15 protein-coding genes are annotated in these 15,492 nt (G+C 38.9%); all 15 read right to left on the minus strand.

Going from position 1 to position 15,492, the window contains the following annotated elements; genetic code table 11:
- Positions 1–25: 25 nt before the first annotated feature.
- The 15 genes from CWB72_RS00850 to lexA all read right to left on the minus strand — a co-directional run bounded on the left by CWB72_RS00850 (position 26) and on the right by lexA (position 14,934).
- Positions 26–2,734 (minus strand): methyl-accepting chemotaxis protein, encoded by a 2,709-nt coding sequence (locus CWB72_RS00850; RefSeq protein WP_138628541.1) that lies wholly within the window; start codon positions 2,732–2,734, stop codon positions 26–28.
- A 24-nt stretch (positions 2,735–2,758) separates the two neighbouring features.
- Positions 2,759–3,241, minus strand: a complete 483-nt coding sequence (locus CWB72_RS00855) for a chemotaxis protein CheW (RefSeq protein WP_138567256.1) — start codon at positions 3,239–3,241, stop codon at positions 2,759–2,761.
- Positions 3,242–5,365, minus strand: coding sequence for a chemotaxis protein CheA (locus tag CWB72_RS00860; RefSeq protein ID WP_138628543.1), 2,124 nt, complete (start codon positions 5,363–5,365; stop codon positions 3,242–3,244).
- A 14-nt stretch (positions 5,366–5,379) separates the two neighbouring features.
- Positions 5,380–5,742, minus strand: coding sequence for a response regulator (locus CWB72_RS00865; RefSeq protein ID WP_138567254.1), 363 nt, complete (start codon positions 5,740–5,742; stop codon positions 5,380–5,382).
- Positions 5,743–5,756: 14 nt separating this feature from the next.
- Positions 5,757–6,047 (minus strand): STAS domain-containing protein, encoded by a 291-nt coding sequence (locus CWB72_RS00870; RefSeq protein WP_354384650.1) that lies wholly within the window; start codon positions 6,045–6,047, stop codon positions 5,757–5,759.
- A gap of 138 nt (positions 6,048–6,185) precedes the next feature.
- Complete coding sequence (locus CWB72_RS00875) at positions 6,186–6,776, minus strand: SCO family protein (RefSeq protein WP_138628545.1); 591 nt, start codon at positions 6,774–6,776, stop codon at positions 6,186–6,188.
- Positions 6,776–7,675, minus strand: a complete 900-nt coding sequence (cyoE, locus tag CWB72_RS00880; protein WP_130254209.1) for a heme o synthase — start codon at positions 7,673–7,675, stop codon at positions 6,776–6,778. The genes CWB72_RS00875 and cyoE overlap by 1 nt, the downstream gene beginning before the upstream one ends.
- A complete protein-coding gene (locus CWB72_RS00885; RefSeq protein ID WP_138628547.1) occupies positions 7,672–8,673 on the minus strand; it encodes a COX15/CtaA family protein in 1,002 nt (333 codons plus the stop codon). Before CWB72_RS00885 ends, cyoE begins: the two co-directional genes overlap by 4 nt.
- Positions 8,674–8,681: 8 nt before the next feature.
- Positions 8,682–9,170: a transmembrane cytochrome oxidase associated protein gene (locus tag CWB72_RS00890; RefSeq protein WP_130254211.1), complete on the minus strand. Its 489-nt coding sequence runs from the start codon at positions 9,168–9,170 to the stop codon at positions 8,682–8,684.
- A gap of 2 nt (positions 9,171–9,172) precedes the next feature.
- Positions 9,173–9,886 carry an SURF1 family protein gene (locus CWB72_RS00895; RefSeq protein WP_138628549.1) on the minus strand — a complete coding sequence of 238 codons (714 nt, stop codon included), beginning with the start codon at positions 9,884–9,886 and terminating at the stop codon, positions 9,173–9,175.
- 21 nt (positions 9,887–9,907) lie between these two features.
- Positions 9,908–10,777: a cytochrome c oxidase subunit 3 gene (locus CWB72_RS00900; protein WP_138628551.1), complete on the minus strand. Its 870-nt coding sequence runs from the start codon at positions 10,775–10,777 to the stop codon at positions 9,908–9,910.
- Between the two features lie 8 nt (positions 10,778–10,785).
- Positions 10,786–11,337 (minus strand): cytochrome c oxidase assembly protein, encoded by a 552-nt coding sequence (locus CWB72_RS00905; RefSeq protein WP_138567246.1) that lies wholly within the window; start codon positions 11,335–11,337, stop codon positions 10,786–10,788.
- Between the two features lies 1 nt (position 11,338).
- Positions 11,339–12,919, minus strand: a complete 1,581-nt coding sequence (gene ctaD, locus CWB72_RS00910) for a cytochrome c oxidase subunit I (RefSeq protein ID WP_138628553.1) — start codon at positions 12,917–12,919, stop codon at positions 11,339–11,341.
- Between the two features lie 3 nt (positions 12,920–12,922).
- Positions 12,923–14,062, minus strand: a complete 1,140-nt coding sequence (gene coxB / locus CWB72_RS00915; protein ID WP_138628555.1) for a cytochrome c oxidase subunit II — start codon at positions 14,060–14,062, stop codon at positions 12,923–12,925.
- A gap of 254 nt (positions 14,063–14,316) precedes the next feature.
- The gene (gene lexA / locus CWB72_RS00920; RefSeq protein WP_138628557.1) at positions 14,317–14,934 is read right to left on the minus strand and encodes a transcriptional repressor LexA; all 618 of its coding nucleotides are present in this window, start codon (positions 14,932–14,934) and stop codon (positions 14,317–14,319) included.
- Positions 14,935–15,492 lie beyond the last annotated feature (558 nt).

A 15,492-nucleotide genomic window follows, 5' to 3' on the forward strand; every position in this document is an offset into this window, starting at 1 on the left:
TTAGGGTATCTTCGAGCTTTTTAAGTTAAAACTCTTCCCATTCATCCGAATTATCAGCAAATTGATTAGCTGTTACTACTGAGCTTACTGGTGACTTTATATCAGCTCTTTCAGCTCTTTTAGTGGTTGGTGGAGGAGTGTTTTTCACAGTCTGCTTTTTAGAAATAGAATCAGTGAGCAACGGAGCCGAATCTGCAGCATCATCTATTGTGAAGAAATTCAGTAATCGACGCATATCATTTGCCTGCTCAGCCATAGACTCACCAGCTGCTGAAGCTTCTTCCACCAATGCCGCATTTTGCTGAGTCATTTCGTCCATTTGCGTAACCGCTTTATTTACTTGCTCAATACCTGAGCTCTGCTCTACAGACGCTTCTGCAATGTCTGAGATCATATCAGTCACACGCTTCACCGAAGCAACAATATCTTTTAAAGTTTCACCAGATTCATTTACGAGTAGTGTTCCATCTTCAACTTTACTAACACTATCACGTATCAAGTCTTTAATTTCTTTCGCTGCACCTGCTGAGCGTTGTGCTAGGTTTCTAACCTCACCAGCTACAACTGCGAAACCTCGCCCTTGCTCACCAGCTCTGGCGGCTTCTACAGCTGCATTAAGTGCTAAAAGATTAGTTTGGAAAGCAATCTCATCGATCACCCCAATAATATCTGCAATCTTTTTACTAGATTCATTTATACCCGACATACTTTGCACTGCACGATTCACAACTTCGCCACCTTGCATAGCCTTACTACTTGTTTCTTCAGCAAGTTCATTAGCAACCTTTGCATTATCTGCATTTTGACGAACAGTACTTGTCATTTCCTCCATACTAGAAGCCGTTTCTTCAAGCGAAGAAGCCTGTTCTTCTGTACGCTGACTCAGGTCAGCATTACCTTGTGAGATTTCTTCAGCACCACTGGCTACTAACCCTGCGGACGAACTAATACGATTTATGACTTCTGTTAATTTATCAGCGGTCACATTCGCATCACGCTTAAGTTTATCAAATGAACCTTTATAATCTGCGGTAATTCTCTGGGTTAAATCACCATTTGCCAACGCGTCTAACATTTCAGCTGTATCAGTTACCGCATCGTCAACAATACCTACCAACTGATTCAAACCTTGTGATAAACGCAAAAAGAAACCTTCTTTGCCTGCTTCATCTAGCCTACGGGTCAAATCACCATCAGACGCTGCACTAACTAGGTTATCTACTTCTTGCTCTATGAGCACTTCATTGGTTCTATCATTCCACTCAACAATAGTGCCAATGCGTTCACCTTCATCATTAAATACAGGATTTGCTACTAATGCAAAAGTCCTTCCTCCAACTACAATCTCTGTTTTATATGTTGAAGTCAGTCGTTCAAGCATTGAGCGTTGATGAGCAGGGTTTTTGTGGAAAATATCAATATTGGCACCCATCAATCTAGATGAGTCAAAGTTAGGCAGATCTTTTTTCAGGTCCGCTTCTGCATTTCGCATCATATTTACTACTGCATCATTCAAATAAACGATATTGAATTCAGCGTCGGCAATCATGGCATTCGTTGTAACATTATCTAGGGCACTTTTTACTCTCGAGTTTTCATTGGCAAGTTTGGCTGCAACCTCTTCTTCTGCAAGACGTTGCGTCATATCGTCCCACTCAACCACAGTCCCTACTCGATCGCCCTCCTCATCGTATACAGGTGTGGCAATCAAACCAAATGTAAATCCTGCAACCTTAATTTCAGTCTTATATACATCTGTTAATGCGCCTACCATGTGGCGTTGATGCGCAGGATTTGCATGGAATGTATCTATATTTTTACCGATCAAATTACTTGCATCAAAGCCTGGTAAAACTGTACGCAATTGAGCTTCATTTCTACTTAGCATTTTTAATACTGAATGATTAGCAAAAACAATATTGAAATCATTATCTGCTAACATTACATTAGCTTGACACACTTCCAATGCACTCGTTATTCTTGCATTGTGAGCTGCCGATATTTGCTTCTCTTTTTCAAAGGCAATTTGTTCTGTTACGTCTTTCCACTCAACTAAAGTTGCTATACGTTGTTGCTCTGAATCAAACACTGGTGTAGCAATAAGGTCAAATGTTAAACCTGCAACTGTAATTTGTGTCTTATATACAGTTCTTAAATTCGCGAGTAAACCACGCTGATGGCTAGGGTTTTTATGGAAAGCGTCGATATTTTGCCCAAGTAGAGTTGCCACATTAAAACTAGGCAACTCTCTTTGCAATTTGTGTTCATTAGCTTGCAGCATCTCTTTAACAGAATCATTCAAATAACTGATATTGAGATTTTCATCTGCAATCATAATATTAGCCTGACAAACCTGCAAAGCACTTATCATACTTTCAAGATGTTTTGAATCATCTGCTTGAGAAACTTCATCTTCGTTCTTATCTAGTTGCAAGTTCTGTAGTTCAGGGTAAGCAGATAGGTCAAGTCTCCGTGCCATTTCTTGATCATTGAACTTTAAAAAGCCAATTGCATTATCAACAGCCTCCAGCTGCTCTGCATAGCTATTCAAATTATGCTTTAGATAAAAAATCACAGCAACCGAGACAATAAACGGTAACCCAAGTGCAATGGCATTTTCACCACTAAACGACACACCTAACATTTGTAACGAAATGGCGATTGCCGCAACAATCACAATTGCACCTATCAAAAATTTATTGGTTAATTCACTTTGTATGTTTCTTCCACTCATCTTGACCCTACCCATGCTTATCTACTATAAATTAAGTACGCTTTCTAGGTTGAGAAGAACAACCATTTTCTCACCTACATTCACCAAACCATGAACAAACTCAGCATTATCTGAATCTTGAAAATCAGGTACGTCTTTCGCTTGCTCTTCTGAAATACTGTAAACATCAGATACTGCATCAACAACAATACCCATGACTTTATTCTGTCCATTAATTTCTACAGCAACCACAATAACAACTGTTAGTGGACCATAATCATTATCTGCAAGACCAAAACGAAGCCTTAAGTCAATGATGGGGACAATCGTTCCTCGCAAATTAATCGCGCCTTTAACAAAACTGGGGGCATTAGGGATAGCAGTTACATCTTCCCATCCGCGAATTTCCTGTACGGCTAATATATTCATGCCATACTCTTCATCCGCCATCATAAATGTTAAGTATTGATTCTCATCATGTTGCCCCTCTAGCACCAGCTGCGAAATTTGCTCTACTTGTTCAGACATCTATGCTGCTCCTGCTGATTTTTGCTCAACAACCAACTCCTGAGAACCTGGTCGCTTCAGACCACTTAATTTAATTAGGCCACTAATATCAATAATTAACGACACCCTACCATCTCCCAGTATGGTTGCGCCGGAAATGCCATCTACTTTTTGGTAATTTGCTTCCAAGCTTTTTATTACAACTTGCTGTTGCGCAAGCAGATCATCCACTAGCAAGCCGACTTTATGATTGTCACTTTCAACTACAACCAAAAGTGTTTTATCCAACTCTTCTATGGCACCATCGTGATTAAAAATATTATAAAGACGAAGAATTGGAATATATTCATCCCGCAACCTTAAAACATCCAAGTCTTTACCTACACGGCTTACTTTACTGATATCAATCTGCAACGACTCAACAATAGAGATTAGCGGGATAATGTAAGTGTGTTGAGCAACTCTAACAAGTTGCCCGTCAAGAATCGCCAAAGTTAAGGGTAATCGAATTGTAAAAGTTGAGCCTACACCAGGTGCAGATGCAACCTCAACAGAACCGTTCAGGGCTTGAATATTCCGACGAACAACATCCATGCCTACCCCACGCCCTGATATATCACTGACCTCATCTGAGGTAGAAAAACCCGGCATAAAGATAAGCTCATTTATTTCATCTGGCGATAATTCGTCACTCTCTTGGATTAACCCATTTGCAATGGCCTTGGAGCGAATTTTTTCGGTATTTAAACCCTGACCATCATCCATGATCTCAATGACAATATTACCACCTTGGTGGAATGCATTCAGCGTCACGGTCCCCATGGGATCTTTACCTGCTGCAACACGCTGTTCTGGTGTTTCTAGCCCATGATCAAGTGAGTTTCTAACCAAGTGCACCATAGGATCTGAAATTTTTTCCATCACAGTTTTATCTAACTCAGTTTGTTCACCTAATAGCTTTAGCTCCACTTGCTTATTTAGTTTTTGTGAAATATCGCGAACTAAGCGAGGAAAACGGCTAAAAACAAAGCTTATTGGCAACATTCTGATCCGCATAACATTTTCTTGCAAATCTCTGGTATTGTGAGCTAGCTGCGCCAAACCTTCTTGCAATGCAGTTATAGTAGTTTCTGTGACATCCTGCTCTCCAATTTGGCTCAACATAGCTTGAGTTATTACCAACTCCCCTACCATATTGATCAATGAATCAACTTTATCAATTCCAACTCGAATTGAAGTCGCAGATGAATCAGAAGCTTTTTTTGTATCCGTGTTTTTAGCAGGAGAGTTAATTTGTGGCTTATTTATTGAGGTATCAGTTTGCTCCATAGAGTTTTCTTTTTTGTCTGGCAAAGCTTCTATTCTAGGTGATGACTCTTCAACCACATCATCTGCATCTGCATCTGCATCTGCATCTGCCAAGCCAGTATCGAATAAGCCACCACAAATCGTAATTTCAATATCTGAATCATCCTCGACCCATTCAAAAATTTCAGCTATGGCTGACACAGGTTTATCGGTAGTTAAGAAAAAGCGCCAAGCCAAAAAGCACTCTTCAGCATTTAATGAATTTATATCTGGTACTGCATCAAAAAAAACTTGAGTCTCTAGTTCTCCAAGCTCTGCCAACTCGGAAATCATATATAGAGGCTCATTTCCAGTTTTAAAAAGGTGAGGATATGGCTTAAAATCTACTTGGTACGTATTTTCATTTAAAGTCTCTTCTGCCAAATCAAAAGTTGTACTGGTATCTTCAGCCATTCCTAAGATGACTTCAAACCGTTGACGTATCTCATTAGCTTCTGTCAAATCTGGTTCTTGCTCAGCTTGTAAGGCAGTTAACATACCTCTCAGACAGTCAACTGATTTTAGTAAAAAATTTACATGCTCTGCTGTTAAAGCACGCTGACCATCTCTGATTTGATCTAATAAAGTTTCAAGAACATGAGTAAAGTCTGATACTGAAGAAAAACCAAACGTACCACTTCCCCCTTTGATTGAGTGAGCAGCCCGGAATATAGTATTGATAGTCTCCATGTCTTCATTGCCTGGTTCTAAATTTAAGAGTTCAGCTTCCATTGCATCTAACCCTTCAAAGCTCTCCTCAAAGAAAACTTCAAAAAACTGACTTAAATCAATACTCATGATAACACCTTGACTTAACGAATTACTTTTTTAAGAACAGCTAGTAACTGATCCGGATTGAAAGGTTTAACAATCCATCCGGTCGCTCCTGCGGCTTTACCTTCAGTTTTTTTGTCTAAACCTGATTCGGTAGTAAGCATTAGTAGTGGTGTAAACTTATAGCTAGGTAATGTTCTTAGCTCTTTAATAAGTGTAATCCCATCCATTACGGGCATGTTGACATCAGAAATAACGGCATCAAAGCTTTGTTGTTTAGCAATACCTAAAGCTTCACTGCCATCCTTTGCTTCAACTACCTCAAAACCAGCTTTCTTTAAAGTAAAGCTAACCATTTGTCGCATAGATGCAGAATCATCCACTGCCAAAATCTTTTTCATAATGACCTCTTAATTCACGCCAATAGGGCGAGTAATTCTGTTAAACCAAGCTCATCAGCCGCTTTATTAAGCGCCTGACTTTCACCGTGCCAACGAATTGAATTGTTAATCTCAAGGAGATGCTTTTGCAAAGCACATAAAACTTGTATTGATGCAGTGTCTACACGCGTCACTTCTGACACATCAATACTGACATCATGCTCAGCATGAAGCAGTTGTAATACCTGTTGATGAAACTCTTCAACATGGCTTATTGTGAGTTCTGAAGGAAGTTTTAACATGCGCGATGCGCTCCCCTTGGTAATTTTTATATTTTTATATTTTTAGCTTAGACCCAGATAGCAGAAATGCCATAAAAGTTATTAACTAAAAGCCAAAAATAATTAGGGTGTTAACTCGATTTACGAATAAATTAAAAAGCCCACCCAGGTTATATAAGCACTCTAATGCACGATTACATTAAAATCTTTTATTAATTGCGCGGAATCAATCAAGGGAACTTCATTTAAAGCAAATTTAGCCTTAAAAATCCCACTTAAGTTTCCTTGTGGATTAATTAATGCAACAGATGCACTGTGATCTACATAATACTCTTTTCCCTTACTTTCATTGATTGCATACACTAAACCAATATTGCGAACAAAAGGAAATAACTGCGAATGTTCTGCAGAAATCGCTAAAAAGTCCGAGTTAAAGTATTCAACATATGCTTTGCGCTTTTCTTGCGTATCTCTATATGGATCGACCGAAACAAACCAAACTTTAACATTATGTTCTTGTTTTAATGAGGAGTGTATTTCTGTCAACTTAGATAATGTCATTGGACAAATATCTGGGCAGCTTGTATAACCCAAAAAAATTAATGTCCATTGGTTATGCAAATCTAGATTTGTTACCTCATTGCCATGCTGATCCTGAAGAGTAAATGCTTTAATTGCTCGAGCCTGTTCATAATGGATTGCATGCTCGGAAACCGGCATGTTTTCTTCACAACCAATCAAGAATAAAAGCAACAAAAACAGCATGTAACGCATTACAAAATCCATCTATCTAAAAATAGCGCTATAAAGAGTAGCAATAAATAAGTGATTGAAAAATGAAAAAGTGCCATTGCCGCTTTATCTGAACGATTAACATACAAATAAACTGCTTTGTATAAGAAAATAGTATTCAAAACTAGAACAGAAGTAAGATAAATGTTCCCTGACATTGTAATTAAGTATGGTAACAAACAAACCAAATACAATAAGATAGAGTAAAAGACGATACTTAAGCGTGTAAATTCAGAACCATGTGTAACAGGCAGCATAGGCACATTTGCTCTCTGATAATCCTTTCTACGTGCAACTGCGAGAGCCCAGAAATGTGGAGGAGTCCAAATAAAGATAATCATCACTAAAAGCCACGCTTGTACGTCTAATTGCCCAGTTTCGCTAATCCAACCAAGTAATGGCGGCATGGCCCCAGCCAAACCTCCAATAACAATATTTTGCGGGGTTGCTCGCTTTAAATACATTGTGTAAACAATGGCATAGCCTACTAACGCACCTAGCGTTAAAACTAACGTTAGGGTATTACTCCAATAAAATAATAATAAAGAACCCACCATGCCTAATAAGATTGCGAATCGCACCGCTTGAAATACCGTCAGTTGAGTTTGTGCTAGCGGTCTGTGGCGCGTTCGCGCCATTTTTTTATCTATTTCTCTATCTACGATATGATTAATCGCTGCTGCTGATGAAGACAACAAACCGATACCCAATAAGCTCATTATCTGAGATAGAGCACTCCTATTCATATCAGGCGCCAACATAAGCCCAACCCATGCTGTTATGACAAGCATCGCAACGACTTTAATTTTACAAATACCCACATATTGGGGAAGATGATTAAAGGCGGCCTGAGTCTCACTTCCTAATAAAATGCTTTTCATACTACCTCCGGCTGAACTCTATAACGTAATAAGAACCAAATATATAAACTCGTCATTAACAATATTGCAGCCATGAGATTGTGAAACAACGTGATTAATATCGGGAACTGTAGCTGCACGATGATCGCACCTAATAAGATCTGAGTTATTAAACCCACGATGAGCATAACTGAAGCGTTTTTCAAAAGTGCTTCTTCTGATGCTTGGTATACTTTCCAAGCCCAAACAGCTAATACAAGTAAAGTAACGACTGCCCACCCTCTATGCACCATATGGATCGATAAACGTGTTTCGAAAGGTAATACTCCATACTCGTAATTTTCTTCCCCTACTGGTAGATGAAATAAACTTTCAGTGGAAAACAAATGAATATTTTCACAAATTGGTAAGCCTACACAATGAGGTGCTGCATAATTCGCAGCAACCCAACCTCCAAGCGCAATTTGTAATACAAGGATGGCAATACTGAACTCTGACATATATCCATTAAATGTACTCGATTTATGTATAGCTATAGACTTCGGCGTTAGTAAATGAAAACAATGAAGCGCTAGTAAAGCCAAAATACAAAAGCCCCCCAATAGATGTCCCATGACAATGAAAGGCTGAAGATTCATTGTTACTGTTAGCATGCCCAAAAAGCCTTGAAATAAAATTAAAACAAACAATGATACTGTAAGCTTTCTAGGAACTGCTAAATTGACCTTATTAAATGCAAAGAACAATAATGCAATGACCAATAAACCTAATGAAGAGGCAAAATAGCGATGGATCATTTCTATCCAAGCTTTAAGTGGTTCAACCGTACTATTAGGAAAAGCATTGGCTGCTTGTAACAACTCACCTTCAGTGTTGGGAACTGTTAAAAAACCATAACAGCCCGGCCAATCAGGGCAGCCGAGACCCGCATTACTCAACCTAGTATAGGCTCCTAATGCAACCACCAATAAAGCTAAAACGGTACTAAAAATAGTGAGGTATTTATAATTATTACTCATAACACTCCTTAGCTACTTCTTGCGTAATTCAGTAGTTTTTTTAAGTCTTTTAATAAACCTTTATGAGTTAATCGACTCGCTTCATCACTTTCTTCATAAGGGTAGGCGAGTACGACTAATCCGTGATGGTCAACCAAATACAACCAACCAGCTTTTAAAGCACTGACTTCAGGCATCAAACTGAACTCTGAGTTTTCGACACTCCCGAGAACAACTAAATCAACCTTAGTTTGCTTTTTTCCTAATGCTTGGTACATATTGTTTAATCTTGAATGCTGAAGATGACAAACTTCAGCACACGAATCAGGCGCAGCTAAAGCAATCGTCCACAATATATTGGTATTAGCCTGCCAATTTGGGATCACTATCTCTTGACTGAGAAGCTCACCTTTATTGGTTGTATCTGACGGCTGCCAGTTTGACATGACTGCGGCATATGCAAGTAAAAACGGGAGTAGACTACACGCCACAAACAACATTAACGGTCTAGACTTCATACTTATGACTCCACTTTCTTAACTTTGTAAAAAATAAATGCTGCAGCCAAAGCAATTAAAAACCACTGTAGTGCATAAGCATGATGTTTCTGTGGGCTCATAACGACAGGGTTATAATGCGGCTTTGCTATCAGCGCCTGATCATTAATGTCTTGCTGATAAAACACAGCAGGGAAAATCGCTTTTTTAGATAACGACATCAACTCACTAATATCAATAAACTGGAGTCGCTGACTATTTGGATCCATTGCAACGGATGAGAGAGTAAAACCTTTTAAACCATCACTTTTTATTAATAGATTTAATCTAACTTCATTAGAAGGGAGAGATACATCAGGTAAACCTCTATGAGAGATTGGTATAAATCCTAAATTTACGAGAAGATACTTTGATAACTGTTGCGGCTTGAATAAAGTCAAAATATCAACTCCAACTCGCCCATCCAGTATTTGGTTATCTAAATACCAAATATACTGAGTATTAAAATAACCACTAATACTTACTTCGCGCCCATTCAAAGCATTAATATCTTTATTCAATGAGTCATATAAACTTTCATTTGTTATTTTATTATCTATAAATAACGCTAATTTTTGCTGTTTTTCATATGCTCTTGAAAGCTGCCAATATGATAAAGCCATGCACGTAATTACTACCGTAAAACAGGTAATATAGGCAACTAAACTCTTCCATGAGCCTATGTGTATCAATGCCATACAACTTCCTCATGAATACGACTACATTACATAGACAAATACAAATAAACACACCCAAACCACGTCAACAAAATGCCAATACCAAGCAGCAGCTTGAAAAGCAAAATGTTTTTGTTCAGTAAAATGTCCTTTAACTACTCTGATTAATACGATACCTAACAGTAATGCGCCAATCGTGACATGCATCCCATGAAAACCAGTTAATAGATAGAAAGTGTTCCCGTAGATACCAGATTGTAAAGTTAGGTTTAGGGCTTCATAAGCATGAATGTACTCTTCTACTTGCAATCCAAGAAAGACGAAACCTAACAAGACAGTAACCGAAAGAAACGCTGTCAGTTGCATTCGATTATTTTTTTCAATCGCTTTATGCGCAACATGTAATGTCACTGAAGAGGTTAGCAGAATAACTGTATTAATCAGGGGAAGACCGTACCAAGGCATAGCTTGTGTAACCTCACCTGCTGGTGTATTCAGAAGCGGCCAAGCAGACTCAAAACTTGGCCAGAGAACCTCATTTGTCATTTGATTATTGCTTGCACCACCTAGCCAAGGGACAGAGAATACACGTGCATAAAATAAAGCACCAAAGAACGCAAAAAAGAACATGACCTCAGAAAAAATAAACCAGCTCATACCTTGCTTGAATGAGCGATCCATTTGCAGTGAATATAATCCTTTATCAGACTCTTGGATCACGTGTCGAAACCAACCAAAAAGCATGTAGAGTAAAATTAAAACTCCAAGACTTAAAATAACAACACCGCTTAAATCAGCTGTTTCAAGTTGCATTACGGTTAAGCCAGCTCCTACAGCAATAAAAAACATGGCTATAGCCCCAACAATAGGCCAAGGACTCTGGGCTGGGACATAATAACTTTGCGATTGCATATTTCCTCCTAACCTGTAAAAGGCTGGGTTATTGAAGTATCACGCTGCTGCGCAACTTCGCTAATATCAAAAATGGCATATGATAAAGTCAGTTCTTGAACATTCTCAGGTAAGCTTGTATCTACATAAAATACTAATTTGAATTCGACCTCTTGGTTCGGTTCAAATGGTTGCCTGTCAAAGCAAAAACAGGCTACTTTATGCAGATACTTAGCAGCTTTACCAGGTGAAACTGAAGGTATTGCTTGCATAACTCTTTGTTCACTACTTAAGTTTTTAGCGACAAATACTAATTCAGACATTTCTCCAGGCTTTACTGCAACACTAAACTCTTTTGCCCTAACACTAAAAGGAACCCCTTGCTTAGTTTGAGTAATGAAGCTCACATCAACACTTCTTGATTCATCAACCAAATAACTAGTTTCAGCAGCATCCATATCTGGCTTACCGTTTAACCCTGTTACCTCACAAAAAACGTCGTATAGTGGTACCAGTGCGAAAGCAAAAGCAAACATACCAATAACTGTGAGAACAAGCTTTTTAACCAGTGCAGCATGCATATTATTTTACCTCTGGAGGGGTACTAAAAGTATGCAGAGGTGCTGGTGAAGGAACTTCCCACTCTAAGCCTTCAGCACCATCCCAAACTTTGTCGGGAACAGATTCTCCTCCCTTTGCACACTTATAGACACACCATACAAAGATCAATTGAGACAGACCAAAGGCAAAACCACCAATACTGATAATGGCATTAAAATCAGCAAACTGAAGTGCGTAATCAGGGATCCTTCTTGGCATGCCAGCTAACCCAACAAAGTGCATTGGGAAGAACAAAATATTTACACTTATCATAGACATCCAAAAATGCCATTTAGCTGTGGTAATACAATACATGTGGCCGGTCCACTTGGGTAACCAATAGTAGACCGCTGCCATTATTGAAAACACAGCACCTGTGACAAGTACATAATGAAAGTGTGCAACAACAAAATAGGTATCATGATATTGGAAATCAGCAGGGGTAATTGCCAGCATCAATCCCGAGAAACCACCTAAAGTAAAGAGCACTATAAATGCAATAGAAAACATCATAGGGATCTCAAAACTAATTGACCCTCGCCACATAGTTGCAACCCAATTAAATACTTTGACGCCTGTCGGCACCGAGATCAACATAGTCGCATACATAAAGAAAAGCTCACCAGCTAACGGCATACCCGTTGTAAACATATGATGTGCCCACACGATAAATGATAGAAATGCTATTGAAGAAGTTGCGTATACCATTGAAGAATAGCCAAAAAGCTTTTTGCGTGAGAAGGTTGGTACAATTGTCGAAATGATCCCAAATGCAGGTAAAATCATGATGTATACTTCTGGATGACCAAAGAACCAGAAGATATGCTGAAACATGACAGGATCACCACCTCCAGCAGCATCGAAAAAGCTTGTGCCAAAATACTTATCAGTGAGGACCATTGTCACTGCCCCAGCTAGTACAGGCATAACTGCAATAAGAAGAAAAGCTGTTATTAACCAAGTCCAAACAAACAAGGGGAGCTTCATCCATGTCATACCAGGAGCTCGTAAATTAACTATTGTCACAATGACGTTGATTGCCCCCATGATAGAGCTGATACCCATAATATGGACTGCAAATACAAATAACGCTGTATTATCATTACTATAAGTTGTAGATAGAGGAGCATAGAAAGTCCAACCAAATGCAGGACCACCACCTTCCATAAATAACGAAGCAAGTAAGATCGCAAATGCAAAAGGTAAGATCCAAAAACTCCAGTTATTCATTCTTGGTAAAGCCATATCTGGAGCACCAATCATCATAGGTATCATCCAGTTTGCTAAACCCGTGAATGCAGGCATGACAGCACCGAAAACCATGATCAAGCCATGCACTGTTGTCATTTGGTTAAAGAAGTGAGGGTCGACCAATTGCAATCCAGGCTGAAATAACTCGGCACGGATTATCATGGCCATTGCCCCTCCAATTAAAAACATTACTAAAGAAAAAATTAAGTACAACGAGCCGATTTCTTTATGATTAGTTGTAAATAACCAACGTTTTATGCCTGTAGGATGCTCATCATGAGCATGCTCTGCGCTATGTACCTGAGTGCTCATCAGTTATTCCTCTTTATTGTTATCTATAAAAGCCTGCACTTGATTTGGTTGAACAACCTCACCAGTGTCATTACCCCAGCTATTTCGCTTATACGTAATAACAGCTGCAATTTGTTTTACTGAAAGTTGCTTTGCGAATGCTTGCATTGCAGTACCTGGACGTCCATTTAGAAGTATGTCTATATGCTTTGATAAGTCACCTTTGACGACTTCGTTATTTACTAGTCCTGGAAACACACCGGGCAGGCCCATACCTGTTGGTTGATGACAAGCAGCACAATACGCCATATACACAGATTCACCTTCAGACATTAGTTCTGCTTTACTTAAAGTTTGACTTAATAATGCTTCAGCTTCTTGCGCAGCAACTTCTTTAGCTCGCTTCTGTTCCTCTAACCAAGTATCAAAAGCCTCTGGTGATATAGCCTCAACGACAACGGGCATAAAACCATGATCTTTTCCACACAACTCTGCACACTGGCCTCGATAAATCCCTTCCTCGTTTACATTTGTCCATGCTTCATTTATGAACCCAGGATTAGCATCTTTCTTAACTGCAAAATCAGGTACCCACCAAGAGTGGATTACATCATCTGAAGTCATTAGGAAACGTACTTTTTTGTGAGTGGGGATCACTAGACGGTTGTCGACATCTAGTAAATAAGTTTCAGATTTAGATTCTTCATTATTAATTTGAGACATTGGAGTAGACATCACTGAGAAAAAGTCAACATCATGGCCTAAATACTCATAATGCCATTTCCACTGGGAGCCTGTAACTTTGATTGTAATATCAGCTTTGCTAGTGTCTTCCATCGCAATTAAGGTCTTTGTAGCAGGAATAGCCATTAAAATCAGAATGATGAATGGAATGGCTGTCCAAATTATTTCTACTTTGGTGCTCTCATGAAATTGAGCAGCTACCGCACCTTTTGACTTTCGATGCCTTATTAAAGCCCAAAACATAATCGAAAAAACAACTAAACCGATTACGCAGCAAATCAGGAAAATAGTCATGTGTAATTCATAAACACTATGACTGATATCTGTGACTCCTTTACGCATATTATAATCACTATTGGCAAAGGCCATTGGTGATATACAGAGTAAAACTAATAGACAGGCAAAACTTCTTCCTCTCATATGACGCCCCCAGCTTAAGCTTTCGATCAAGCTTTTAAAAAGTTTGTTGTTTTAATTGGATGACAGTCAAACCTTCGACTTTAGTCGGAAAGAACTTCATGACCTATTAACAATTAGTCAATAAACAATCAATTAGCAAGAAAGTGAATAGAAGAATTTGATATATAAAAATAGAAAGTAAGAAGGGATATGGTTAGCTGAATGAAGAAAAAGAAGAAAATAACAGCTAACCTATTGTAAAAGTTATAAAAAAATTACATCCAGCTAGAATTTCTAATTACTCCTACAGCAAGACCTTCAATGGCAAAAGACTCTTGCTCTAAATCTACCTCAATAGGAGAAAACTCTTCATTTTCAGCATGCAAGAACACTTTGCTGCCTTGTTGTTCCAACCTTTTAACGGTTACATCGTTGTCTACTCGAGCAACAACAACTTGACCATTTTGAGCAACTTGAGCTTTATGCACAGCTAAAAGATCACCATCAAGAATACCGATATCCTTCATACTCATTCCATCTACACGTAATAAGTAATCAGCAGCAGGCTTAAATAAACTCGGATCAACCTCATAATGACTTTCGATATGTTCTTGAGCCAAAATAGGTTCTCCTGCAGCAACTTTACCAATCAAAGGAAGCCCTGTATCTTCAGAAGAGCCATCGTCGACTAATCGGATACCACGACTAGCCCCAGGGACCATTTCTATAACTCCTTTCTTAGCTAAGGCTTTTAAATGTTCCTCAGCCGCATTAGCACTTTTAAAACCAAGCGCATCTGCTATTTCAACACGTGTAGGAGGCATACCTGTATCTTTAATAAAGACTTTGATGAGTTCAAATACTTGTTCTTGTCGTTTCGTTAGTGGTCGCATACAACTGGATTTCCATACAGGTAAAGATACTGTGAGTATATACAGTTATCTAAAAATGGCAAACTAAATCTGAATAGATTTAGTTCTATAAATTGCGAAAGATTTATGGCAAGCTTGACGCGCTTGCACTCTTTCACGCAAAGGTGAAGAATGATCGAAACGAAAATTTGCAGCATGAAGAATTGAGTCGCAGGCGCTGCTTCAGGATGAATGTGGTGCAAAGTATAGTGATAGCAAGTAAGGCGAGTGCACTTACTTTGCATAAGGTGAAATGAGCTAATTTAGCTTCAGTTGAGGGTTGATTAATTAATGATTATGAAAAGTGTTTCAGAATGAAAAGAGTGGCTACTGTGAAGGCAGCTCATTTCACCTTGCGCTAATTCGTCTTTTTATCACAGTGCATCACCTCATCATTGTGCAGGACGATTTAGCACCATAAACGCAAAAAACCCGCTGCATTACTGCAACGGGTTTCTTTAATTAGGCCCTGGCGATGTTCTACTTTCACATGGGAAGCCCACACTATCATCGACGCTGTTTCGTTTCACTTCTGAGTTC

Origin of the sequence: Pseudoalteromonas phenolica (assembly GCF_005886345.1) — a bacterium.
Lineage (GTDB): Bacteria > Pseudomonadota > Gammaproteobacteria > Enterobacterales > Alteromonadaceae > Pseudoalteromonas > Pseudoalteromonas phenolica_A.